24 protein-coding genes and 1 tRNA gene are annotated in these 21,842 nt (G+C 69.3%); 12 read left to right on the top strand and 13 right to left on the bottom strand.

All coding sequences use genetic code 11. From position 1 onward, the window contains the following. Window positions 1-102: 102 nt before the first annotated feature. Both ACFXMV_RS11275 and aceE read right to left on the bottom strand, forming a co-directional pair. Window positions 103-1,398 (bottom strand): PucR family transcriptional regulator, encoded by a 1,296-nt coding sequence (locus tag ACFXMV_RS11275; protein WP_378500676.1) that lies wholly within the window; start codon window positions 1,396-1,398, stop codon window positions 103-105. A 132-nt stretch (window positions 1,399-1,530) separates the two neighbouring features. Further along, complete coding sequence (gene aceE, locus ACFXMV_RS11270; protein WP_378500677.1) at window positions 1,531-4,344, bottom strand: pyruvate dehydrogenase (acetyl-transferring), homodimeric type; 2,814 nt, start codon at window positions 4,342-4,344, stop codon at window positions 1,531-1,533. 290 nt (window positions 4,345-4,634) lie between these two features. Between aceE and ACFXMV_RS11265 the strand changes: the two genes are divergently transcribed. The 3 genes from ACFXMV_RS11265 (at window position 4,635) to ACFXMV_RS11255 (ending at window position 5,652) form a co-directional block, all read left to right on the top strand. Then, complete coding sequence (locus ACFXMV_RS11265) at window positions 4,635-5,057, top strand: DUF3052 domain-containing protein (protein ID WP_378503005.1); 423 nt, start codon at window positions 4,635-4,637, stop codon at window positions 5,055-5,057. 25 nt (window positions 5,058-5,082) lie between these two features. Further along, window positions 5,083-5,547 (top strand): peroxiredoxin, encoded by a 465-nt coding sequence (locus ACFXMV_RS11260; protein WP_378502015.1) that lies wholly within the window; start codon window positions 5,083-5,085, stop codon window positions 5,545-5,547. 30 nt (window positions 5,548-5,577) lie between these two features. Beyond that, window positions 5,578-5,652, top strand: a tRNA-Val gene (locus ACFXMV_RS11255). Window positions 5,653-5,864: 212 nt separating this feature from the next. Here the strand turns inward: ACFXMV_RS11255 and ACFXMV_RS11250 are convergent. After that, the gene (locus ACFXMV_RS11250) at window positions 5,865-6,464 is read right to left on the bottom strand and encodes a tyrosine-type recombinase/integrase (RefSeq protein ID WP_378502016.1); all 600 of its coding nucleotides are present in this window, start codon (window positions 6,462-6,464) and stop codon (window positions 5,865-5,867) included. Between ACFXMV_RS11250 and ACFXMV_RS11245 the strand changes: the two genes are divergently transcribed. Then, window positions 6,450-7,553, top strand: a complete 1,104-nt coding sequence (locus ACFXMV_RS11245) for a hypothetical protein (RefSeq protein ID WP_378502017.1) — start codon at window positions 6,450-6,452, stop codon at window positions 7,551-7,553. The two genes, ACFXMV_RS11250 and ACFXMV_RS11245, sit on opposite strands and share 15 nt — an antisense overlap. Window positions 7,554-7,872: 319 nt before the next feature. Here the strand turns inward: ACFXMV_RS11245 and ACFXMV_RS11240 are convergent, their stop codons facing one another. The 3 genes from ACFXMV_RS11240 to ACFXMV_RS11230 form a co-directional block, all read right to left on the bottom strand. Then, window positions 7,873-8,286, bottom strand: coding sequence for a hypothetical protein (locus ACFXMV_RS11240; protein ID WP_378503004.1), 414 nt, complete (start codon window positions 8,284-8,286; stop codon window positions 7,873-7,875). Window positions 8,287-8,392: 106 nt separating this feature from the next. After that, window positions 8,393-9,193, bottom strand: coding sequence for a biosynthetic peptidoglycan transglycosylase (locus ACFXMV_RS11235; protein ID WP_378503003.1), 801 nt, complete (start codon window positions 9,191-9,193; stop codon window positions 8,393-8,395). A gap of 462 nt (window positions 9,194-9,655) precedes the next feature. Then, window positions 9,656-9,907, bottom strand: a complete 252-nt coding sequence (locus tag ACFXMV_RS11230; protein WP_378498828.1) for a type II toxin-antitoxin system Phd/YefM family antitoxin — start codon at window positions 9,905-9,907, stop codon at window positions 9,656-9,658. 145 nt (window positions 9,908-10,052) lie between these two features. Here ACFXMV_RS11230 and ACFXMV_RS11225 point away from each other — a divergent pair, with 145 nt between their 5' ends. After that, on the top strand, window positions 10,053-10,523 hold the full coding sequence (locus ACFXMV_RS11225) for an acyltransferase (RefSeq protein WP_378498810.1): 471 nt from the start codon (window positions 10,053-10,055) through the stop codon (window positions 10,521-10,523). 25 nt (window positions 10,524-10,548) lie between these two features. Next, window positions 10,549-10,935, top strand: a complete 387-nt coding sequence (locus ACFXMV_RS11220; RefSeq protein WP_378498811.1) for a hypothetical protein — start codon at window positions 10,549-10,551, stop codon at window positions 10,933-10,935. Window positions 10,936-10,975: 40 nt separating this feature from the next. On the opposite strand, the gene ACFXMV_RS11215 is transcribed toward ACFXMV_RS11220, so the two are convergent. Next, window positions 10,976-11,662, bottom strand: a complete 687-nt coding sequence (locus ACFXMV_RS11215) for an excalibur calcium-binding domain-containing protein (RefSeq protein WP_378498812.1) — start codon at window positions 11,660-11,662, stop codon at window positions 10,976-10,978. Between the two features lie 105 nt (window positions 11,663-11,767). Here ACFXMV_RS11215 and ACFXMV_RS11210 point away from each other — a divergent pair, with 105 nt between their 5' ends. Continuing rightward, the gene (locus ACFXMV_RS11210; protein ID WP_378498813.1) at window positions 11,768-11,932 is read left to right on the top strand and encodes a hypothetical protein; all 165 of its coding nucleotides are present in this window, start codon (window positions 11,768-11,770) and stop codon (window positions 11,930-11,932) included. A gap of 9 nt (window positions 11,933-11,941) precedes the next feature. Here the strand turns inward: ACFXMV_RS11210 and ACFXMV_RS11205 are convergent, their stop codons facing one another. From ACFXMV_RS11205 to ACFXMV_RS11195, 3 genes are read right to left on the bottom strand one after another with little or no spacing between them, the layout of a single operon-like run. Then, on the bottom strand, window positions 11,942-12,517 hold the full coding sequence (locus ACFXMV_RS11205) for a thermonuclease family protein (RefSeq protein ID WP_378498814.1): 576 nt from the start codon (window positions 12,515-12,517) through the stop codon (window positions 11,942-11,944). A 10-nt stretch (window positions 12,518-12,527) separates the two neighbouring features. Further along, window positions 12,528-13,835, bottom strand: coding sequence for an FtsX-like permease family protein (locus ACFXMV_RS11200; RefSeq protein ID WP_378498815.1), 1,308 nt, complete (start codon window positions 13,833-13,835; stop codon window positions 12,528-12,530). Further along, window positions 13,832-14,524 (bottom strand): ABC transporter ATP-binding protein, encoded by a 693-nt coding sequence (locus ACFXMV_RS11195; protein ID WP_378498816.1) that lies wholly within the window; start codon window positions 14,522-14,524, stop codon window positions 13,832-13,834. The genes ACFXMV_RS11200 and ACFXMV_RS11195 overlap by 4 nt, the downstream gene beginning before the upstream one ends. Before the next feature lie 138 nt (window positions 14,525-14,662). On the opposite strand from ACFXMV_RS11195, the gene ACFXMV_RS11190 reads away from it, so the two are divergent. Next, on the top strand, window positions 14,663-15,658 hold the full coding sequence (locus tag ACFXMV_RS11190) for a cobalamin biosynthesis protein (RefSeq protein WP_378498817.1): 996 nt from the start codon (window positions 14,663-14,665) through the stop codon (window positions 15,656-15,658). Here ACFXMV_RS11190 and ACFXMV_RS11185 read toward each other — a convergent pair. From ACFXMV_RS11185 to ACFXMV_RS11175, 3 genes are read right to left on the bottom strand one after another with little or no spacing between them, the layout of a single operon-like run. Beyond that, a complete protein-coding gene (locus ACFXMV_RS11185) occupies window positions 15,584-16,513 on the bottom strand; it encodes an SURF1 family protein (protein WP_378498818.1) in 930 nt (309 codons plus the stop codon). The two genes, ACFXMV_RS11190 and ACFXMV_RS11185, sit on opposite strands and share 75 nt — an antisense overlap. Before the next feature lie 50 nt (window positions 16,514-16,563). Then, window positions 16,564-17,067 (bottom strand): low molecular weight protein-tyrosine-phosphatase, encoded by a 504-nt coding sequence (locus ACFXMV_RS11180; RefSeq protein ID WP_378498819.1) that lies wholly within the window; start codon window positions 17,065-17,067, stop codon window positions 16,564-16,566. Next, window positions 17,057-17,725: an HAD hydrolase-like protein gene (locus tag ACFXMV_RS11175; protein WP_378498820.1), complete on the bottom strand. Its 669-nt coding sequence runs from the start codon at window positions 17,723-17,725 to the stop codon at window positions 17,057-17,059. The genes ACFXMV_RS11180 and ACFXMV_RS11175 overlap by 11 nt, the downstream gene beginning before the upstream one ends. Before the next feature lie 55 nt (window positions 17,726-17,780). Here ACFXMV_RS11175 and cobC point away from each other — a divergent pair, with 55 nt between their 5' ends. The 4 genes from cobC (at window position 17,781) to ACFXMV_RS11155 (ending at window position 21,730) form a co-directional block, all read left to right on the top strand. Beyond that, on the top strand, window positions 17,781-18,815 hold the full coding sequence (gene cobC, locus ACFXMV_RS11170; protein ID WP_378498821.1) for an Rv2231c family pyridoxal phosphate-dependent protein CobC: 1,035 nt from the start codon (window positions 17,781-17,783) through the stop codon (window positions 18,813-18,815). Continuing rightward, the gene (locus ACFXMV_RS11165; protein WP_378498822.1) at window positions 18,815-19,975 is read left to right on the top strand and encodes a Nif3-like dinuclear metal center hexameric protein; all 1,161 of its coding nucleotides are present in this window, start codon (window positions 18,815-18,817) and stop codon (window positions 19,973-19,975) included. Before cobC ends, ACFXMV_RS11165 begins: the two co-directional genes overlap by 1 nt. 59 nt (window positions 19,976-20,034) lie before the next feature. Next, window positions 20,035-20,670 carry a formylglycine-generating enzyme family protein gene (locus ACFXMV_RS11160; protein ID WP_378498829.1) on the top strand — a complete coding sequence of 212 codons (636 nt, stop codon included), beginning with the start codon at window positions 20,035-20,037 and terminating at the stop codon, window positions 20,668-20,670. A gap of 184 nt (window positions 20,671-20,854) precedes the next feature. Then, entirely contained in the window at window positions 20,855-21,730 is an 876-nt protein-coding gene (locus ACFXMV_RS11155; RefSeq protein ID WP_378498823.1) for a barstar family protein, read from the top strand. Window positions 21,731-21,842 lie beyond the last annotated feature (112 nt).

The raw sequence follows: 21,842 nt of genomic DNA, 5'->3' as shown, positions 1-21,842 counted from the left end.
CATGTGGGTGATGTTTTTGACCATCAACCTTGGACAAGTGTTTTGGAGGGTTCCCACAAAATCGCATGTGGGGAACCGGCATCGGACGAGGGCGGCAGAACGTTACAAGTCGATTGCACGGTTTGTGAAGAATGTGACTGGAGTGACGGAACGGGTTGTTTCGTGACCGGCTTGAGTCAGTCGGCCCACCGTTGACGCGACTCTCAAGACGTAGGCATCTCGCGGGTTCATGGGATCGCGCCCGGTGATCTCGCTGATCCGTTTGAGTCGATACCGGACAGTATTGGGGTGGACGAACAGTTTGCGCGCGCAGGTCTCAACGGCGGCGCCGCAATCGAGGTAGGTCTCGAGGGTGTCGGTCAATGCCGAGCCCGAGGTGGCCAGTGGCCGCACGAGCGCATCGATGAGCAGATCGAGGGCCGCCCGGTCGCCGAGCAGGGCCCTCTCGGGTAGCAATTCGCCCGCATGGACCGGCCGCGGGGCGCCGCGCCAACCGGCGACCGCCTCCATCCCGGCGAGCGCCTCCACCGCGCTGAAGTGCGCGGCGCTCAGGGTGCGGGTGGTCGGCCCGATCACCACCGGCCCGTCGGAGAAGTTGGTCAGCAGGTCCACCATGAACTGGTCGCCGTGCGGGTCCTGCATGTCCCCGCTGACGACCATCACCAGGCGGGATCCCTGCACGACGGCGAGCGCGGCCCGCCCGTTCTTCTGGGCGATCGCGTGCACGGTGCTCACCACCGACACACCCTGGTCCGGCGGCGGCGTGCCGACGAGAACGGTCGCGGGGGCGGTGGCGTCCCAGTTGAGCGTCGCTGCGCGGGAAAGCATGTCGGAGCCGGTGTCGCCGCGGACCACCGCGTCGACGACGAGGGCCTCCAGTCGGGTGTCCCAGGCGCCGCGGGACTCGGCGGCGCTCGCATAGACCGAGGCGGCGGCGAACCCGAGCTCGCGGCCGTAGCGCAGCACCGCCTCCGTGAGCGCCACGAGCTGCTGGTCGTTCCTGGCCAGCGCCGGCAGCCACTGCTCGAAGAACTCCATGGCCACCCGCACCATGTCGACGGTCTGGCGCAGGGTCAATCGGCGGGCCAGGTCCTGGGGGATGACCTGAAAGGCCTCCATGCTGAAGCGGATGTCGCCCTCGGGGTCCTTGAGCCATTCGAGGAAGTTGACCACCGCGGTCTGCACGAGTAGTTGCACGCTCGCCCGCTGGGCCGCGTCGAGGTCGCTGACGAACGGGAGCTGGTCCTGCATCGAGGTGATCGCCTCGGTGGAAAGCCGGCCGGAGAACTGCTTGACCCGGCGCAGCAACGCGTCGGGTAGGGGATCGCGGGGCTGTCGCTGACGTACGAAAGCCGGCACGGCCGCCGCCGGTGCAACGTCGTCGGCGGGGCCGTCCATCGGGGGTTCCTGCTCGCCCATAGTCCCGAAACTTACGCCCAACGAGACTTCAGGCGCCCAGGGGCACGATTTCCGTGCTCCCCGGGCGCCTGATTTGTCAGGTGTCTATAAGCGTTCGTGCACAGATAACCGTCAGGCGCTGCCGGGATCCTTCAGCGACTTCGGCGCCGCCAGCACGTCGTCGATCCGGTACTGGCGGGCGGCAGCGGCGGGGGTGTTGTGCTCGACCTTGCCCTCCTTGGCGAGACCGGCCAGCACGGCCACCACGATCGACTCGGCGTCCACGTTGAAGTAGCGCCTGGCCGCGGTCCTGGTGTCGGAGAAGCCGAACCCGTCGGTGCCGAGGGTCGTGTACGCGCCGGGCACCCACTGCCTGATCTGGTCCGGGACCGCGCGCATCCAGTCCGAGGCAGCCACGAACGGGCCCTCCGCGCCGGCAAGGGCGGTGGTGACGTACGGCACCGCGGCGGTGGTCTGGGGGTTCCGCAGCGCCTGCCGCTCGCACTCGACGCCGTCGCGGCGCAGCTCGCCCCACGACGTCACCGACCACACATCGGCCGCCACGCCCCAGTCGGCGGCGAGCAGCTCCTGGGCGCGCAGGCCCTCCGGCATCGCGACGCCGGAGACCAGGATCTGGGCTCGCGGACCGGTGCCCTCGCTCCTGCTGTAGCGGTAGATGCCCTTGAGGAGGCCCTCGACGTCGAGGTTCTCCGGCTCGGCGGGCTGGACGTACGGCTCGTTGTAGATGGTCAGGTAGTAGAAGATGTTCTCCCCACCGAAGCCATCCACGCCGGGCGTGCCGCCGTACATCCGGCGCAGGCCGTCCTTGACGATGTGCGCGATCTCGTACGAGAACGCCGGGTCGTAGGTCACCGCGGCCGGGTTTGTCGACGCCAGCAGCAGCGAGTGGCCGTCAGCATGCTGGAGTCCCTCGCCGGTCAGCGTGGTCCGGCCTGCCGTCGCGCCGAGCACGAAACCGCGGGCCATCTGGTCGGCCGCCGCCCACAGCCCGTCGCCGGTCCGCTGGAAGCCGAACATCGAGTAGAAGATGTACAGCGGGATCATCGGCTCGCCGTGGGTGGCGTAGGAGGTGCCGACCGCGGTGAACGAGGCGGTCGAGCCGGCCTCGTTGATCCCCTCGTGCAGGATCTGGCCGATGGAGCTCTCCTTGTAGGCGAGCATCAGGTCGGCGTCGACCGAGGTGTACAGCTGGCCGTTGCGGTTGTAGATCTTCAGCGACGGGAACCAGGAGTCCATGCCGAAGGTGCGGGCCTCGTCCGGGATGATCGGCACGATCCGCTTGCCGATCTCCTTGTCGCGCAGCAGCTCCTTGAGCACCCGCACGAGCGCCATCGTGGTGGCGATCTCCTGCTTGCCCGATCCCTTGCGCAGGGAGTCGTAGGTCGAGTCAGCGGGCTGGGGCAGGGGAGCGACGTCCGTGTTGCGCGACGGCAGGAATCCACCGAGCGCCTTGCGCCGGGCCAGCATGTACTGGATCTCGGGGGCGTCCGCGCCGGGGTGGTAGTACGGCGGTAGGTACGGGTCCTTCTCCAGCTCCGCATCGGAGATCGGGATGTGCTGCATGTCGCGGAACGCCTTCAGGTCGTCCAGCGTCAGCTTCTTCATCTGGTGGGTCGCGTTGCGGCCCTCGAAGTGCTTGCCGAGCGTGTAGCCCTTGATGGTGTGCGCCAGGATGACCGTCGGCTGGCCCTTGTGAGCCATCGCCGCCGCGTACGCCGCGTGCACCTTGCGGTAGTCGTGGCCGCCGCGCTTGAGGTTCCAGATCTCCTGGTCGGACAGGTCCTTGACCAGTTCCTTGGTGCGCGGGTCGCGGCCGAAGAAGTGGTCGCGCACGTAGCCGCCATCATTGGCCTTGTAGGTCTGGTAGTCGCCGTCGGGGGTGACGTTCATCAGGTTGACCAGGGCGCCGTCCTTGTCGGCGTGCAGCAGCGAGTCCCACTCACGGCCCCAGACGACCTTGATGACGTTCCAGCCCGCGCCGCGGAAGAACGACTCCAACTCCTGGATGATCTTGCCGTTGCCGCGGACCGGGCCGTCCAGGCGCTGGAGGTTGCAGTTGACGACGAACGTGAGGTTGTCGAGTCCCTCGGTTGCGGCGACGTGCGCCAGGCCCCGCGACTCCGGCTCGTCCATCTCGCCGTCGCCGAGGAAGGCCCACACGTGCTGGTCGGCGGTGTCCTTGATGCCGCGATCGTGCAGGTAGTGGTTGAACCGGGCCTGGTAGATGGCGTTCATCGGGCCGAGGCCCATGGACACCGTGGGGAACTCCCAGAAGTCGGGCAGCAGCCGCGGGTGCGGGTACGAGGGCAGTCCGCCGCCCGCGTCGGCATGCGAGTGCTCCTGCCGGAAGCCGTCCATCTGCTCGGCCGGGATCCGGCCCTCGAGGAAGGCGCGGGCGTAGATGCCGGGGGAGGCGTGGCCCTGGATGAAGATGTGGTCGCCGCCGCCGGGGTGGTCCTTGCCGCGGAAGAAGTGGTTGAACCCGACCTCATAGAGCGCGGCCGAGGAGGCGTAGGTGGAGATGTGCCCGCCGACGCCGACGCCGGGGCGCTGCGCGCGGTGCACCATGACCGCGGCGTTCCAGCGGATCCAGGCGCGGTAGCGGCGCTCGACCTCCTCGTCGCCGGGGAACCACGGCTCGTTCTCGGTCGGGATGGTGTTCACGTAGTCGGTGGAGGTCAGCGCGGGGATGGACACGTGGTTCTCGCCGGCGCGCTCGAGCAGGCGCAGCATCAGGTAGCGGGCGCGCGCAGGCCCCGAGCGTTGCAGCAGGCCGTCGAAGCTGTCCAGCCACTCACCGGTCTCGTCCGGATCGATGTCGGGAAGATATGAGGCCACCCCCTCACGAATCACGCGAACGCGACCGTCGCCGCTGGGTGCGGGCTGCTGCGGTGGCGAAAACTGGTCCTGGGTGGGCTCGGACAACGTATGACTCCTTCATCGGGGAGGGCGCTCGGTGCGGCGTCCAATCCATGCGAACCGCCTGTGTGACGGCGGCCCGCTGTTCGCGTGATGGTGATCCACGTCAATCCTGCCGTATCGCCCAGAGAGGGGCGAAGGCGAGTCACAATCTGGTACGTCAGAAAATCTTTGTGCGTGTTTTCGGTGGCGTCGGCTTGCGCGAGAGCCGTTCACCCTGTTCGCTTTCACTACTGATCCATACGGACCGGGTGCTGGAGGGTCTTCAGCCCCGACAACAAAAGGAGGACACCACCGTGGTCGCCGCGGCGGACGCCCAGAACTATGCCCAGAAACTCGGCATCACCAATGACATGGTTGTTCAGGAACTGGGTTGGGACGAGGACACCGACGATGCCCTGCGGGTATCGGTGGAGGAGACCATCGGTGGGGAGCTCCTCGACGAGGATTCAGATGAGGTGATCGACGTGGTCCTGCTGTGGTGGCGGGACGGCGACGGTGACCTTGTCGACGCACTCATGGACGCGATCGGCCCCCTGGCCGACGAGGGTTTCGTGTGGGTGCTCAGCCCCAAGACCGGACAGCCTGGCCATGTCGAGCCCAGCGAGATCGCCGAATCGGCGCCGACGGCGGGTCTGACGCAGACCTCGGCGGCGAACCTCGGCTCTTGGAGCGGCAGTCGGCTGGTGCAGCCGAAGGCCCGCCCGGCCAAGCGCTGATCGCACTACTTCCGAAGGAAATCCCATGCCTCTCGACGTCGGTGCGATCGCTCCCGATTTCACCCTCAAGGACCAGAACAATCAGGAAGTCTCGCTCTCGGACTATCGGGGCAAGAAGAACGTCCTGATCGTGTTCTACCCGCTCGCCTTCACCGGCACCTGCCAGGGTGAGCTCTGCAAGGTCAGGGACGGGCTGCCGAAGTTCGAGAACGACGACGCCGCGGTGCTCGCGGTATCCGTCGGTCCGCCGCCCACGCACAAGATCTGGGCGGCGGAGCAGGGATACACCTTCCCGCTGCTGTCGGACTTCTGGCCGCACGGTGCGGTGGCCCAGGCCTACGACGTGTTCAACGACAAGGCGGGTTTCGCCAACCGCGGAACCTTCGTCGTGGACAAGGCGGGACACATCCGGTTCGCCGAGATGAACGGCCCCGGAGAGGCCCGTGACCAGGCAGCTTGGGAGAATGCGCTCGCCGCGCTAGATTCCTGAGTGCGATCCGGCGGTTGACCGCCGGATTTCGGGCGTGTAGCTCAGTGGTAGAGCTCTGGTTTTACACACCAGCGGTCGGGGGTTCGAAACCCTCCGCGCCCACCAATGTTCGTGCAGGTCAGCGACTTACAGTCGATCGGCTCGGATCGCGGACAGTGACCCCGTGTCCCAAGAATGTCCCAACGGGACGGAGAAACTCCGCTATCCGGTGGCCTCGTCGGCGTCGCCGAACAGCGCCGCGCCCGCCGACTTGAGCGTCTCGTCGTACACGTGGCGGAGCGTCATCGCCGGATCGTGGCGAGCCATTTCGCGGTGGCCTAGACCGAGTTACCCGCGTCGAGCATGATGCTAGCGGCGGTGTGCCGGGCGTCGTGCAGCCGGATCACCGGGACGCCCGCGGCCTTGGCCTGACGCTTGAACTCGTCGCCGTACCACTCGTGCCGGATCGGCAGCCCGTCCTCGTGCACGGCGACCAGCCCGGTATCCGGGTAGCCCGAGCCGAGCGCCAGACGCTCGGACGCCTGCGCGACCTTGAACGCACGCAGGGCGGCGGCGACGTCCGGCGGGATCGGCAGCACCCGACGGGAGCGCGCCGACTTGGGGTCACCGATCGCGGTCTCGCTGGAGTTCACGGCCACGCGGCCCTGGACGACGGCGACAGTCCCGGCATCGAGGTCGATCGACTCCCACGCCATGCCCAGCACCTCGGATCGTCGCAGCCCGCACAAGCTAAGCAGCCAGCACGCATAGAGACGGTCTCCGCGCACGTGCCGACGAAAGGCCGCGACCTGCTCGCGGGTCCACGTCTGCATCTCCGCGGCGGTGACCTTGGGTCGCTCGACTAGCCGCGCGACGTTGCGGGTTAGTAGCCCCTGCTCGACCGCGTCCTCCAGCGCCGCGGAGTGTTGCACGAGCATCGTGGTCACGGTGCGCTCGGACACGCCGCGCCGCTGCTCGGGCTGTGCCGGGCGCGAACATGTTTCGCCGGATTAGCGGACATCGATAATTTGGCGTACCGCGCCGGTAAGTTCCACGAGGTGCCGAAGCGGACGAACGAATTTCAAGAGATGGTTGCGATCATTCACTCCCACTTGAGTGGTGACGCAGTAATCACAGAGTCGAAGATGCTGAAGGATCTGGTCTCGGGCGAGGAACGAGAGGTTGACACCTGCATCGAGACCACCACAGCGGGGTATCCAGTGATCATCAGCATCGAGTGCAGGGACCACAAAAGGAAGCAGTCTGTGGGTTGGGTCGAGGAGATGAACAGCAAGCATCAACGGCTGCCCACCAATGTCTTGGTGCTCGCATCGTCCTCCGGGTTTTCCAAGTCGGCCATCACGAAGGCGAAGAGCTTCGGTATTACAACCGTAGTTCCGGGTGAGCTTGAGCCTGGCGCTTTCGGATCCGAGATCGTAGGCAAGCTCGACGCGCTATGCATGAAGACATTCGCACTTACGGCAGCCGAGTCACGGTTCTGGGTAGAGGGCACGGACGACAGTCCGGCGGAAACCGTGCTTGCGTTTCCCACCATGGCGATCTTCCGAGCGGACGGTACGGCGGTGGCGCTCGCGCAGAGCTTGGCAAACGCGATGGTCCAGAAGCTCAACGTAGACAACGATGCATTCAGGGACGCGCTGGGTGACGAGAAGTCCTTCACGGTCGGCACGGAGTCGCCGCACCTGTTGGATCCCGAGACCGGTAAGCCGCACGACATCTTCCTTCAAGCCGAGGAGCCGACTGGCCCTAACCTCCGGCGCATTGAGCGGATCGAGGTCACCGGCCCGGCCGATGTCGTGGTCGCAGAGATCCCGCTGACGCATCGGGAGCTCCAAGCCCAGAAGGCAGGAGAGTTCCAACGCACGGGCTACGCTGCCGGTTTGGCCGAGTTCGGCGATGGGAGCGTTCTGGTCGTCGCGACGGAGACACCGACCGGCGAACGGCGTGTTACGACGCGCGTGATCCCTGGCCGCCAGGCCGACAAGGACGAAGACGCGGCCTCCTGAGGAAGTGTCTGTGTGTCGAGTTCGAGAGTCCCACACCGTGTCCCACGAGTGTCCCAAGACGCGCACGTACTAACCCGAATCGCCTGGACGTATAAGGACAAATTAGGCCGCTGACCTGCACGAGAGAGGACGCCGCCGGACGGGGCGGGACGAACTCGGGCGCTTTTACACACCAGCGGTCGGGGGTTCGAAACCCTCCGCGCCCACCGCAGTTCGCGCAGGCGAGTCGTCAATCTCGCTGCCGGACATCGAAGAAGTCCCCCGCCTCGACGAGGCGGGGGACTTTTTGCTCAGGCGACGTCGGAACCGAGCCGGTTGGTCAGGAACCCAATGGGAGGTGGCCGAAGATGAATTCGTCCAGGCCGAACACACTGAGGGAACCGAAGTCCGTCGACCCTGCCGAGCCGAGGGGGTTCCCCTGCCGATGCCAGGTGGTGCAACCGACGGAGTCGAGCCGGTCGCCGACCTTCAGATCGACGATCTGGTACGTGAAGTCAGTGCTGTGGCTCGGCGGATTGTCGCCGTCGGGGGTCATGACGACCTTGCAGGTCCAGCGCGTGCTCTCCGTCATGCGGGAGTAGTACGACCCCGGCTCCACGTCGACGCCCGCCACATAGGAGTGGCTGGTGGTGCCGGGAATGCTCACCGGGAGCGCGCTGGCGACGCCGGCGGTGCCGATGGTGAGGCCGACGGCGACGATGGTGGCGCCGAGGATTCCTGCGGATCTACGCACTGTGGTTCTCCTGGTGGGTATTTGGAGTGAACCAGGACACGTTAACGGCCTCATGATGTGACGGTCGGGAAAGTCGGCAATTCGCCCAATGCGGTCGACGCGTGTGTCAGCCGCCGTACTGCGGACCCGTCCAGGCACCCTCGGCTGCGAGCCGATCGGCCACGGCTTGGGGCATCGCGGAGCAGCTCTTCGGGTCGCCGAGCGGATCGTGGTCGCCTGCCGAGTCTGTGATGCCCACCGTGGCGACCGCCCCCTCCCAGCCGCCCATCTCCTCGGTTCGCTGCGGCAACTTGTTCCGGGCGTTGGCGACCGTGCTGGCCACCAGCCAGGTGCCGTCGCTCTCGACGTCGACGCCTCCACCCGGCGCACGCCTGGCATCTTCACCGAGCGGCAGGAGTCCGGCCAAAGTCGCTGCATCCCAAGGGTTGCCCTCCCATGGCGGGCGGTTGAAGTAGTACCAGCTGGCGGAGCAGACGCCGTACAGGTTCGGCCCGAACTGGGCGTAGTTCAGGTACAGCTCGAGCTGCCGCTTGTCGCCCATGAGGTTGAACGGCCAGGACAACACGGCCTCGACTCCCTTGCGGAAGACTCGGGTCCCGACCCACTCGCCTCGGATGAGGAACATGTTCTTCACCAGCTGCTGGGGGATGGTCGAGCCGGAGAGATCGTCACCGGTCTCGAGGTAGGTCTCGGTCCGATCGATGAAGTCGCCCATGCGGAACGGGCCCATCCGCGTGCCCAGCTCGGCGTCTTCGTGGGCGAGCACGGCCGCGATGTAGTGCCTGCTGATGTGGTCGAGTGAGACCTCCTGGAAGACCGTCTCGCCCGGCGCGCTGTCGGTCAGCATGAACGTCGTGCGAGGAGGCGTCCACACGCGGTAGATCACGGGAGTCACGACGAGCCACACGACGAATCCGACCGCAATCCACTTCGTCCACCGCCACCAGGCGGGCCTTGGGGACGGGGGCGCTGTGGTGTCGGGGAGGCTCGGGGTCGGCGGGACCGGGGGTGTCGATCTCGGGTCCGGCGGCGGCCAGGCCGGGGCTCCAGGTGGGGGAGGCGGAGCGTACGGCGCGACGTCGGCAGGCCTCGGGGTGTCGCGCGGAAGCGCGGGCCATGGTCGGCGCGAGGTGGAAGCGGAGTATCGCGGCTCGGGCCGGGGCATCGGGCGATTCCGGCCGATGCCGAATCGTTTGTTCACGGTGTCGGAGAAAACGTGAGGGTGCGCCCGCGGTTCTTTTCCTCAGCGGCGCATCGCGCGTATCTCGTGAACACACCTAAAGGTTACCCACGGCGCGGAGTGGCGCAGATCACTCGACTCGGTCGTCGAAGCCCCCGGGCCCCTGCCCATTTCGCCGCCGCCGGTCGATCACGCGATCTGGTCGGTGCGTTCCGCCCGCTTGTCGTCGAGGAGCTGGTCGCGGGCGCCCGCCCGGCGGAGGCTCTCGAGCAGGTCCGGCGAACGAAGCAGGTAGGAGGTCTCGCTGAGGGCCTTGTACTGCGACACCGAGATCAGGACGGCCTTCTGCCCGTGCTTGCCGACGATTTCGATCGCCGCGGCGTCGTCGTTCACCTTCCTGATCAGCTTCTTCAATCGCTTCCGCGCGGTCTTCACCTTCATTGCGGCCACAACGCATCTCCATTCCCGACGGATCTGACTCGTGAATCCTGCCACCACGTGACCGGGTTGGACCCACTTCCGAGCCGTGGACACTCGCCTTTTTGTGTCCGGGTGTGAAATATCGCAGGGCACTAGGGTCGGTGGTGTGCGTCTGATCAACATCATCCAGTCCTGGCGGCTCGTCCCGGTGTGGCTGCGCATCCTGCTGCTGCTCGCCGGCGGGGCCAAGGTGTGGGGATCCGGGATCTACGCGGGATGTCACTTCGGTGGCAAGGACATTCGGCTGGGCCTGGGCACCTTCGTGAACCGGGGCGTGTTCTTCGACGGCACCGCGCCGATCACGCTGGGCAGGCAGGTCGCGGTCGGGCACCAGGTCGCGTTCATCACCAGCACCCACGAGATGGGCCCCGCGGACGGGCGCGGTGGGCGCGTCTACGACCTGCCGATCGTCGTCGGGGACGGCTGCTGGATCGGCGCGAGGGCGATCGTCCTTCCTGGCGTCACCATCGGATCGGGCTGCATGATCGGCGCGGGGGCGGTCGTGACCAAGGACTGCGCGCCGAACGGCCTGTACGCCGGGAACCCGGCGCGGCGGGTGCGCGACCTGCCGGTGTAGCTCCACCCTGTGGGAGGGTCCTCGGATGGTGAATTCGGTACTGACGGAGGCTTTTGCCCTGGTGCTACGCGATCTTCTGGTCGCCGGGGGCTGGACTTTTGAACTCCACGAGGCGGACATGGAGCACTCGCCTGAGACCGCGATCGCTCACCTTCGTGAGTCTGGGGGCGGGGGTGCCGGGGTGTACGTCGTGCTCGCGGACCCGCCGATCGATCGAATCGTGAAGGCCACCGACGACGCACAGGACATCGCGATCGAGGAGGCCTGGTCGAAGGGCGCACCCACCAACTGGCCGCCGTGCCCGTACCACCCGAATGGCCACCCCCTGAGGGCCCGCGCGATCGAGGGCGTCCCGACGTGGGTTTGCCCCACGGCCGCGACCCCGGTGTGCGCGGTCGGATCGCTTCGATAACGTCCGACCGACGCGAACACCGCCACCCGACGGGCCGGGCCTACTTGTCGCAGGCGATGCCGTCCTTGTCCCGGTCCAGCTTGGGGCTGTAGCCGGGATCGCCCTTGTACATCGGCGCCGCTCCGGCCGCGATCGCGTCATCGCATGATGAGAATTTGCCCGACGGGGAGGGCGCCTCCACGAGCGGCTGCGGCTTCGTGATCGCAGTCGGCGGCGCGGGTACCTGCTCAGACGGAGGTGCCGGAACGTAGGCGGGTGCCGGAGCGGTGACGGGCGCCGGGAGGTCATACGTCGTCGCCGGGAGCTCGGCCAGCGGTACCGGCTTCACCGGCGCGGACGCCGCCGGGGTGCGGACAGTCGTGGTCGCGGGCGCGGTCATAGTTTGGCGTGCCGCCGTCGTCGTGGGGACGGTCCTCGAGGTGGTCGTGGAGGAGGCGGGTTCGCTTGCCGACGAGCCCATGACGCCAGCGCCGATGGCGAGCAAGCCCACCGCCGCGGCGCCGGCCACCAGCAGCGGGACGGTCTTCGATCTCTTCCTCGGGGCTGGCTCCGGCTCGGGCATCGGCTCGGCCGGGATGACGGGCAAGAGGGTGGTGGCGGTCGAATCCGGCGGCACGGGGCGCGTTGTGAAGGTCCATTCGTCGCCGTTCCAGTACCGCTGGGATTCCATGGCCCCGTTCGGCTCGGGATCGGGATACCAGCCGGGAGGGGGGCCGGGGTTCGTCATAGGTGGCGATACTCCTTTGGGATGTGTGCCCGCAATGACTACCAGACGGAACGGGCGTCACCCACATCCCCGACCCCTGACCGTTCGCCGACGTACCCTGGACCGATGAAGACGGGAGCGGTGCTGACGCTGGTCGGGCTCGCGGTGCTGGCCTTCGGGCTCGGGCTGGCGGCGGCCCGGCTGGAGAGCGTCGGCGCGACCATCGCGCTCGGACTGCTGTGGTTCGTCATCGCAGCGGGCGCCCTCGCCCGGATCCGCCGCAGCGGCTGACGGTCCGGGTCAATTACCTTCCAGCGGGACCGAATCCGTCAGCCCGCGACAAGGTGGGCCCCACAGGCCCGCCCTCGTGGACCTGGCCTCGCCCTCGGCCCGCGCGATGTCCTCGGTCAGCCGGCCGGTGCCGCGGCCGTAGGTGTAGGCCTTGGCCATCCCGGCTCGGACGGCGCCGATCCCGTAGTCGGAGCCGTCGGGCAGCGTGAGGTAGGCCAGAGTGCGGCCGTAGTCGTCGACCGCATCCAGCCGGGGATCGATCGAGACCCGCACGGCGACGCCGTCGAGCGCGACGCGGGCGTAGGCGGTGGACTCGGGTCCCCAGCAGCCCACGGTGTGGCCCGCTTTCACGGTCTCTGGGGTGTCGATGCCCAGCACCCGGATCGTCAGCTCCCCGTCGGCGTCCCGCGCCCGCACCGTGTCGCCGTCGTACACGTACTCGACGGTCATCGCTCGCGGGTCGACCGGCGCGACGGGCTCGGTGGCCGTCCACCGGTTCGCCGCCAGCAATGCCACGCCCAGCGCGAGGACGGCCCCCGCGCCCAGGGCGAGGATCCACTTCCGCCGGGGCGCAGGGGCGTTCATCGGTCAGAGCCTAATCTGCGAGCACCCGGCGCATCACCGGACGAGCCACGAACACGCTGGCCAGCACCAGGGCGATGCCCGCGGCCAGCGTGACGCCGAGCTGGACCAGCGCCATCGGGGTGGTGAGGACGACGGCACCGGCGAGCGGGAACAGGAACAGCAGCGCGCCGCCAGCGCCGGCCAACGCCATCGCCACCACCGGGGTGCGGACCTGCCGCAGCCGCGCCGCGTCCATCACTTCGGTCGGGGTGCCGGCCAATGCGAGGGAGCGATAGAGCTGCCGGTTGTCCAAGATCGCGGAGACCTGGGTGAGCGCCGAGGAAATGGCGGCGAGCGTGAACGTCGCGCCGAGGGTGAACAGCACGCCGGTGCGCATGTCCGCGAAGATGAACTCCTCGCCTGGCCCGAGGTCCTGGCCCTCCCCATTGCCGATCGCGGCGAGCAACGAGGTCCCGGCCGCCACGAAGCTGGCCATGGTGACGCCGCTGACGGTGCGCCACACGGACTTCGGGTTGTCGAGCACCCGACGCGCGGCGATCAGCGACGCGGCGTCCCTCGATCGGGCGAGCATGATCCGGCCCAGCAGCGTGATGACGAAGGGTCCGATCAGGGCGACCATGCCGAAGCAGACGGCGAGGCCGACCAGGATCGCCGCGATGCCGGGCGCGGCGCCGCCGACGGCGGTCCACCCGATCAGCACCGCGACCGCGCCGATCGCGATGAGCGCCTTCGGTGCCTGCCGCGCGTCGCCCTGCGCCACCCCGAGCGGGCTGACGAACACCTGACGCATGCCGAGCATCGAGGTGAGCGCCGCCAGCACGGTCATCGCGAACACCACCGCGACCAGCGGCAGCGAGCCGACCCAGAGTTCGGCGATGTCGAAGGTGCGCCCCTGAAACCGCAACTGCGCCACCAGTGGTAGCGCGGCCAGGTACCCGATGACCCCGATCAGTGCGCCGGCCAAGCCCTGCGCGCCCGATTCGGCCGAGCACAGGGCGACGACCTGACGCGGCGTGACGCCGATCAGCCGGAGTGCGGCTAGGCGCTCGTCCCGGCGGCGCGCACCCAGCCGAGCGGCGGCCAGTCCGAGGGTGACGGCAGGAACCACCATGAGAACAGAGGCCACACCCGCGAGGGACAGGTATGTCTGCGCCGCCGGTTCGCCTGCGCGGTCCGCGAACGCGCCGTACCCGCCGAGCACGGTGAGCAGCAGCGCGGTGGAGGCGGCGAAGGCGGCGGCAGGAAGGGCATAGGTGCTCAACGCCTTTCGGCCCTCGCCCCGCACCGTCAGCAGGGCGACGCGGACGGTGGCGCTCATGCCGCCACCCGCGTCGCGACGAGGGAACCGGCCTGCATCACCAGGGTGCGGTCACACCAGCGGGCCACCTCCAGATCGTGCGTGACCACGACGAGGGCGGATCCGATCTGCCGCGCCGACTCACGCAGCAGTCGCATCACCTCCCAGCTCGTCTGCGCGTCCAGGGCGCCGGTCGGCTCGTCGGCGAACAGCACGGCGGGCCTGGTCGCCAGCGCGCGGGCGACCGCAACCCGCTGCGACTGCCCGCCGGACATCTGGCCCGGTCGGCGGTCCTGCAGGCCGTCCAGCCCGAGTGGGGCGAAGAAGGCATTCGCGGCGGCCTTCGCGTCGCGGATCGAGGCGCCGTTCAGGATCAGCGGCAGCGCGACGTTCTCGATCGCAGGCAGCTCCGGCAGCAGCTGCCCGGACTGGAAGACGAAGCCGAAGGCCTCGCGCCGGAGCCGGCTGCGGTCGTTCTCGCCGAGGTTCTGGATGTGCTGCCCGCCGAGCAGCACGGCGCCCGAGTCCGGCGCGACGATCCCCGACATGCAGTGCAGCAGGGTCGACTTGCCCGACCCAGACGGACCCATGATCGCGGTCGCGGTGCCCGCATGGATCTCCAGGCTGACGTCGCGGAGCACGTGGGTCTCGCCGAAGGACTTACCGAGCGCGTGCACGGACAGGACGGGTGGCGGGGTCGGGAGGCTCATGGCTCCACCGTCGCGGACGAGCGGGGTCCCGGTCATCGGACCGGGGCCCGATTCTCGTCGCCCGCGCGTCATGCCCAGGTATGACCCCGCCGGGGTCGACGGTGATCGGCAGCAGGTGCGGTTGGTAGAAATACCGTCGTGAGCAACAACGGTCGCGGGGCGGCGCGGGCGGCCGGGATCCTGCTCGGATTCGCAGCGGACAGGGCGTTCGGTGACCCGGTGCGGTGGCATCCGGTCGCAGGCTTCGGGCGGGTCGCCGGGGCACTCGAACGACGCAGCCACCGTGACGGCCGGGCCGCGGGCGTCGCGCACACCGGGCTGCTCGTCGGTGTCGTCGTCGCCGGGTCGTTCGCCGCGGCCCGATCCGCGCGGCGGCTGGGCTGGGCGGGGGAGACCGCGGTCACCGCGGCCGCGACCTGGACCGCCCTCGGCGGCACCTCCCTGACCCGGGTCGGCGCCGACATGGCCGCCAGGGTGGAGGGCGGCGATCTCGGGGCGGCCCGCGCGCTCATCCCGTCGCTGTGCGGGCGCGACCCGGAGTCCCTCGATGCCGCGGGACTGACCAGGGCCACGGTCGAATCGGTCGCTGAGAACACCTCCGACGCCACCGTCGGACCGCTCGTCTGGGCGGCGGTCGCCGGGGCGCCGGGGGCGCTGGGCTACCGGGCGATCAACACCCTCGACGCGATGATCGGCTACCGCTCCGAGAGGTACCTGCGCTTCGGCTGGGCGGCGGCCCGGCTGGACGACCTGGTGAATCTCGCACCCGCCCGCGCGACGGGTCTGCTGGCCGTGCTCACCGCGCCGGTCGTCGGCGGCTCACCCCTGGCGGCTGTGGCGGCGTGGCGGCGGGACGCAGCGGCTCACCCGAGCCCGAACGCCGGCGTCGCCGAGGCCTCGATGGCCGGGGCGCTCGGGGTGCGGCTCGGCGGCCGCACCGAGTACCCGCACGGGGTGGAGGAGCGGCCCACCCTCGGCGACGGTCCGCCGCCGGCGACCGCGGACCTGCGGCGGGTGGCGCGGCTCTCGTCCGCGGTGCAGATCGGTGCCGCGCTGGGGTCAGCGGCGCTTGCCGTAGCGATCGGCGAGCTTCGCTTCCGTCGCGGTCAACGCCGCGGGCTCGGCGGGCTGTGAGCGACCGAACCGGCGCCGCGGCAGCGTGATGTCCTCGGTCGTCGCGGCAGGTTCGGCGATCGGCGCCTCGGCGGTCGGGGCCGTCGCGGTCGGGGCCGTGGCGGGGTTCGTCGCACGCGAGCGGCGACGTTCCCGGATCTCGGCGCGCGCGAAGTAGGCCAGGCCGAGCGGGGCCATGATCCCGAACGCCAGCCACTGCAGCCCGTACGAGAGGTACGGGCCCGCGTCGAGCTGGGGAAGCGGGATCGGGGTCAGCACGCCCGGCTGGTCGGGGGCGAGCTGGAAGTAGGCGTCAGCCACCTCGAGGCCGAGCACGGACCCGATCTGGCCCGCGTCGGTGAAGTACACCTGCTCGTAGCCGTTCTCCCGGATCGGATCCTTGCCCGGCACGGTGCCCTCGGAGACCCGGGCCCGCGCGGTGACCGTCACCGGTTCGGTGGGCGCGGGCTCGAACGACGGCGGCACCGCGCCCTGCTCGGGGCGGACGTAGCCGCGGTTGATCAGGACGACCCGGCCGTCGGTCAGCCGCAGCGGGGTGAGCACCTCGTAGGCGGGTGCACCCTCGATCGAGCGCAGCCGGATCAGGACGTCGCTGCCCGGCAGGTAGCTGCCCGTCGCGGTCACCTGGCGCCACTCATCGCCTGCGGCCAGCGGTCCCGACGTCGGCAGGATCGACTCGACCGGCACCGGCTCGGCGTTGCTCGACTCCTCGATCAGCCGGTTGCGCTGCTCGGTGTCGGTGTTCTTGCCGAGCTGCCAGGGGGCGAGCACGGTGAAGCACATGTAGGCGAAGCCGGCGACGACGACGGCCAGCACCAACCAGCCCGGACGCAGCAGAAAGTTCAGCCTTCGCACGGTTCCACGGTACTTGCCGCACCGACCGCCCCGGTCCACCGGTGTCCTGGCTACTGGTGTTCGCGCACCCATTGCAGCAGTCCGGGCACGGCGGCCTCGATCTGTTCGCGGACGAGCTCGAAGTCGTCGTGGTCGCCGTAGTACGGGTCCGGCACCGAGTCGCCGTCCGCGTCGGGGTCGAAACTGCGCAACAGCCGCCGTCGCTCCGTCGGCACCCCGAGGTGGGCCAGCGCGCGGTCGTGCCCGGTGTCGAGCGCGACCACCAGGTCGGCGGCGAGATGATCGCGGGCGACCTGCGCGGCCCGGTGGCCGGTGGGGTAGCCGTGCCCGCGCAGCACCGCGTTGGTGCGCTCGTCGGCCTCGTGTCCGACGTGCCAGTCGCCGGTGCCCGCGCTGGTCACTCGGACCCGTGCGTCGAGCCCCGCCTCGCGCAGGTGCCCGAGCAGGATCTTCTCGGCCATCGGCGACCGGCAGATGTTGCCGGTGCAGACGAAGGTGATGTGCAGTGGGGCGTCAGTCCCGTCGCCTGTTGCTCCGCTCGCCTCAGCCTGCATGGAGGACCCTCCCGAGCTCGTCGACGGTGTCCACCGACCATCGGGCGCCCTCGGCCTCCGCGGCGCAGCCGTAGCCCCAGCCGACGAACACCGTCGGGATGCCCCAGTGCGCGGCGCCGTGCACGTCGTGGTCGCGGTCGCCGACCATCACGACGCCGGGGGTGCCGCCGCCCTTCGCGTCGACCGGGTCGATGCCGAGCCCGCGCAGCGCGTGCTCGATCACGTCGACCTTCGCGCGCCGCGTGGTGCCGTCGTCGGAGGCCCCGGCGATCACCTCGAAATGCTCCGCCAATTCGAAGTGCTCGAGGATCCGGCGCGCGAACCGCTCCGACTTGCTCGTCGCGACAGCCAGCCGCGACCCGCCCCGCGCGGCCTCGGTGAGCAGTTCGGCGATGCCGTCGAACACGGCGTTCTCGGCCCAGCCCACCGCGTCGTACCGGTCGAGGAAGCTGGCCATGGCGCGCTGGGTGGTCTCCTCGTCGAGGCCGAGGGAGCGCAGGGTGTCCATCATCGGCGGCCCGACGACCCGGCCGAGCAGGTCGCCGCCGGGTTCGGGGGCGCCGACCGAGGCCAGCGCGTGCCGGAATCCGGCCACGATGCCGGGCGCGGAATCGGTGAGGGTGCCGTCGAGGTCGAAGAGGGTCACGCGGGTGGTCACCCCTCCATCCTGCCCGTTGGCGGCCGGCACTCGGTGGCCGCCATAAACTCGCACCGTGGACACCCGCTCCCCGCAGTGGACCGACCTGCGGCATCACGGCGACATCGACGCCGAACCCGGACTGCTCGACTTCGCCGTCAACGTGCGCGGCGACGGTCCGCCCGCGTGGCTGCGGCAACGCCTGGTCGACGCGCTTGCGTCGTTGGGCCGATACCCGGAGGTGGCGGCGGAGGAGGCCGCACGGGACCAGATCGCCGCGCGGCACGGCCGCCGCCGCGACGAGGTGCTGCTGCTCTCGGGTGGGGCCGAGGGATTCGCCATGCTGCCGCGGCTCGAGCCCGCCCTTGCGGCGCTGATCCACCCCTCGTTCACCGAGCCGGAGTGGGCGCTGCGGGAGGCGGGCGTCCCGGTGGTCCAGGTGCTGCTCGACGAGCCCTACCGGCTCGACCCCGCCGCGGTCCCCGAGGCCGCGGACCTGGTGGTGATCGGCAATCCGACCAATCCGACGTCGGTCCTGCATCCCGCCGCGGACCTGCTGGCGCTGCGCAGGCCCGGCCGGATCGTGGTCGTCGACGAGGCGTTCGGGGACGCGGTACCCGGCGAACCGGAGTCGCTGGCAGGCCTGTCGCTGCCCGACGTGCTGGTGCTGCGCAGCCTGACCAAGACGTTCGCGCTCGCTGGCCTGCGCTGCGGGTACCTGCTCGGTCCGCCGGAGTTGTTGGCGCGCCTCCAGGTCGGACGGGCGCACTGGCCGCTGGGCAGCCTGCAGGTCGAGGCGATCCGGGCGTGCAGCGAGCCGGCGGCGGTCGCGTGGTCGCGCCGCGAGGCCGACGTGATCGCCGGGGAACGCGCGGAGATGATCGCGATGCTCGTCGACGCGGGCATCGCGGTGCACGAACCGGCGAGCGGGCCGTTCCTGCTGCTGCGGGTCCCCGACGGCGAGGCGGTCCGAGCGCGGTTGCGGGACAAGGGGATCGCGGTCCGCCGGTGTGACACGTTCCCGGGATTGGGTCCCGACCATCTGCGGGTCGCGGTCCGGGAACCGGCACAGGCGAGGGTGCTGATCGACGCGATGAGAGAGGTGCTGTGATGACCGTTCGGCTGGCCGAGGTGATCGAGGCGTTGGAGCTGGCCTATCCGCCGGCGCTGGCCGAGAGCTGGGATTCCGTCGGCCTGGTGTGCGGCGACCCAGCCGACGAGGTGAGCCGGGTGATGATCGCCGTCGACGCCACCGAGTCGGTGGTCGAGGAGGCGCTGGCCTGGGGTGCGCAGCTGCTGCTCGTGCACCATCCGCTGCTGCTGCGCGGGGTGGACACCGTCGGCGCGCACACCCCGAAGGGCGCGCTGGTGCACCGGCTGATCCGGTCCGGGTGCGCGCTGTTCACCGCGCACACCAATGCGGACTCCGCCGACCCCGGCGTGTCCGACGCCCTGGCGCGGGCGCTGGGGCTGACGGTGACGGGGCCGCTGGACCCGGCACCGTCCGAGCCGCTCGACAAGTGGGTGGTGATGGTGCCGGCGCCGTCGCGGAGCCCGCGGAGCGCCCAGATGGCGGACACCGACGCCGTGCGGCGGGCACTGTTCGACGCCGGAGCGGGCGAGGTCGGGGACTACCGCGATTGCAGTTGGACGGTCACCGGCACCGGACAGTTCCTGCCGGGCGCGGCGGCGAATCCGGCCTTGGGACAGCCCGGCTCGCTTGAGAGGGTGGTTGAGGATCGCATCGAGGTGGTGGCCAGGCGGTCGCTGCGGCGTCGGGTGCTCGGTGCCCTGCGCGGGGCGCACCCCTACGAGGAGCCGGCGTTCGACGTCCTCGAGCTGGCGGACACCGGGTCGCCGCGCGGCATCGGCCGGATCGGTGAGCTCGCGGAGCCGGAGACGTTGCGCCAGTTCACCGCCCGGGTGCGTGCCGCCCTGCCCGAGACGAGTTGGGGTGTGCGGGCGGCGGGCGACCCGGACGCCCCGGTGCGGACGGTGGCGGTGTGCGGCGGTTCCGGCGACTCGCTGCTCGGCGTCGCGGCCGCCCGCGGGGTGGACGCCTACGTCACGGCCGACCTGCGTCATCACCCGGCGGACGAGCACCTGCGCGCGGGCGGCCCAGCGCTGGTCGACGTCGCGCATTGGGCCAGCGAGTTCCCGTGGTGCGCGCAGGCCAGGGGAGTGCTCGACGCCCGGTTCGCCGGGACCTCGGGCTGGGCCAGCGCCGTCTCCTCGGTCCGCACCGACCCATGGACGCTGGGCGGCTGCTAGTGGGGAGGGATCGGCGTCGGTAGTGTCGGTCGGACATGGAGACGACCGCTTCCCCTGAGATGATCGCCGTCCCCGCGGGGCAGGTCACGCTGTCGGACCGGCGAACTCGCCGCAGCTGGTCTGTCGATGTGGGCGCCTTCGAGATCGCAGTCAATCCCCTGACGCAGGGCGAGTACGCCGAGATCACCGGCGAATGGCCCGGTGTGACCCGTGGGGCGCGCCTGCCGGTCGAAGGCGTGTCGTGGTGGGACGCGATCCTGTTCTGCAACAGCCTGTCCGAGCATGCCGGACTGTCCGCCGCCTATCGCGTGGTCGGCGACGACGTCGCGTGGGACTCCGCGGCCAACGGGTACCGGCTACCGACCGAGGCCGAGTGGGAACGCGCCTGCCGTGCCGGAACGTCCGGTCCGCGATACGGACCCCTCGACGCGATCGCCTGGTATCGCGACAACTCTGACGAGCGGCCACACGACGTGGGCGGGAAGCTGCCGAACGCGTGGGGCCTGCATGACACGTTGGGCAATGTCTGGGAGTGGTGCTGGGATCTGTATGACCCCGAGGTGTACGGCCCGTATCGGGTTCTGCGCGGTGGTGGGTGGTTCGACGAGCACTGGAGCTGCCGTGCCTCCGTCCGACGGCGCAGCCACCCGACCTATGGGATAGACGACGTCGGTTTCCGTATCGCTCGTGGATAGCCCGTCACCGCACGCTCGATCGTGCCCGAATTACTGAGCCGTATCGGTGGACCGTTTTCGCTGTCGAGCGCCGAGCGGCTTTTTGCTGCGCTGTGCCGCTACGCTCAGTCGCATCCCGATCAACCACGATGACTACTCGACGGCGTCGACGGCGCCTGGTGCAAGGAGAAGGCAGAGCATCGATGTGAACACCGCCAATGAAGTCGATTCGTCGTTCTGGGGGCGGCTGGACAAGGAGCTCGTCCGCCCAGTCTTCGATGGCACTACCTCCAGCCCAGGCATCGCGGACCCACGCTTTCCCTGGCTGAGGATCTACCAAGGCGGGCACGCATTTCAATCCGCGGTCACAGCAGCGGTCCGGGATCCCGACCAGCCGCCAACCCATGCGGTCACCATTCAGGGCAAGCGGTGTCAATCGTTGCCCGAGTTTTGCAACGCCTGGGGCGACGCGCTCGAGTTCCCCCATTACTACGGTCGGAATATCGACGCATTCAATGAGTGCTTTCGTGATCTATTGGACATCTCCGACGGCGGTTTAGGGAGCCAGTTTTGTGACAGACCCGGCCGCCCGGTCGAGCGATTGGTCATCTGCGTCGCCAATGCCGATCTGGTGCTGCGAGAAGCGGACTTGATCGGTCCCGAGGAAATCATCGAAATCATCGACTGGCTGTGGTTGGACGTCGATTCTCCGCGGTGCGACCTTCGAGTTGTCTACTGTCCCGGCACCGAAGTCAGCAGAGAGGCCCTCCAGCGACAAATCGGAATGACGAGCTCGGCAGCAGAGCGAGCGAAGTACCTCGAACGGAGGATCGACATCCTGGCTTCGCTCGTCGCGGCGCTCGACAGACGGGTCGAACTCTTCGACACGGTGGACCGCACCATCGGGAATGCGGAGACACGGACAGCGGTGCAGGAGCTTCTGCGTCTCTCTCCCGCCGGAACTGACGCAGTGCTTTCCATGCCGGTCACATCATTCAACACCTCCCATCAGCGCGGGTATCGGCGGCGGCTCGATCAGCTACGTGCCGAGCACGGGAAGCTGCAAACCACCACGGGCTAGGGACTCAGCGCATGACGGCCGATCGTGGAGCTCCCGCTGACCTGTATTGGCCGTGCCTCCCCGGGCGGTACGGTAGCGGGGCAAACTTCCCTTCTCAGCACAAGCAGGAGCC

This window comes from Rhodococcus sp. NPDC059179 (genome assembly GCF_042754885.1).
Classification (GTDB): Bacteria; Actinomycetota; Actinomycetes; order Mycobacteriales; family Mycobacteriaceae; genus Rhodococcus_G.
Note: the sequence above shows the minus strand (reverse complement) of the source record. Positions and strands in the feature narration are given on the sequence as shown.

Coding starts and splice junctions, on each gene's coding strand:
- ACFXMV_RS11275 (WP_378500676.1), bottom strand. CDS start 1,398: ATGGACGGCCCCGCCGACGACGTTGCACCGGCGGCGGCCGTGCCGGCT.
- ACFXMV_RS11260 (WP_378502015.1), top strand. CDS start 5,083: ATGCCTCTCGACGTCGGTGCGATCGCTCCCGATTTCACCCTCAAGGAC.
- ACFXMV_RS11250 (WP_378502016.1), bottom strand. CDS start 6,464: ATGCTCGTGCAACACTCCGCGGCGCTGGAGGACGCGGTCGAGCAGGGG.
- ACFXMV_RS11230 (WP_378498828.1), bottom strand. CDS start 9,907: ATGAAGGTGAAGACCGCGCGGAAGCGATTGAAGAAGCTGATCAGGAAG.
- ACFXMV_RS11220 (WP_378498811.1), top strand. CDS start 10,549: ATGGTGAATTCGGTACTGACGGAGGCTTTTGCCCTGGTGCTACGCGAT.
- ACFXMV_RS11215 (WP_378498812.1), bottom strand. CDS start 11,662: ATGACGAACCCCGGCCCCCCTCCCGGCTGGTATCCCGATCCCGAGCCG.
- ACFXMV_RS11210 (WP_378498813.1), top strand. CDS start 11,768: ATGAAGACGGGAGCGGTGCTGACGCTGGTCGGGCTCGCGGTGCTGGCC.
- ACFXMV_RS11205 (WP_378498814.1), bottom strand. CDS start 12,517: ATGAACGCCCCTGCGCCCCGGCGGAAGTGGATCCTCGCCCTGGGCGCG.
- ACFXMV_RS11200 (WP_378498815.1), bottom strand. CDS start 13,835: ATGAGCGCCACCGTCCGCGTCGCCCTGCTGACGGTGCGGGGCGAGGGC.
- ACFXMV_RS11195 (WP_378498816.1), bottom strand. CDS start 14,524: ATGAGCCTCCCGACCCCGCCACCCGTCCTGTCCGTGCACGCGCTCGGT.
- ACFXMV_RS11180 (WP_378498819.1), bottom strand. CDS start 17,067: ATGCAGGCTGAGGCGAGCGGAGCAACAGGCGACGGGACTGACGCCCCA.
- ACFXMV_RS11165 (WP_378498822.1), top strand. CDS start 18,815: ATGACCGTTCGGCTGGCCGAGGTGATCGAGGCGTTGGAGCTGGCCTAT.
- ACFXMV_RS11160 (WP_378498829.1), top strand. CDS start 20,035: ATGATCGCCGTCCCCGCGGGGCAGGTCACGCTGTCGGACCGGCGAACT.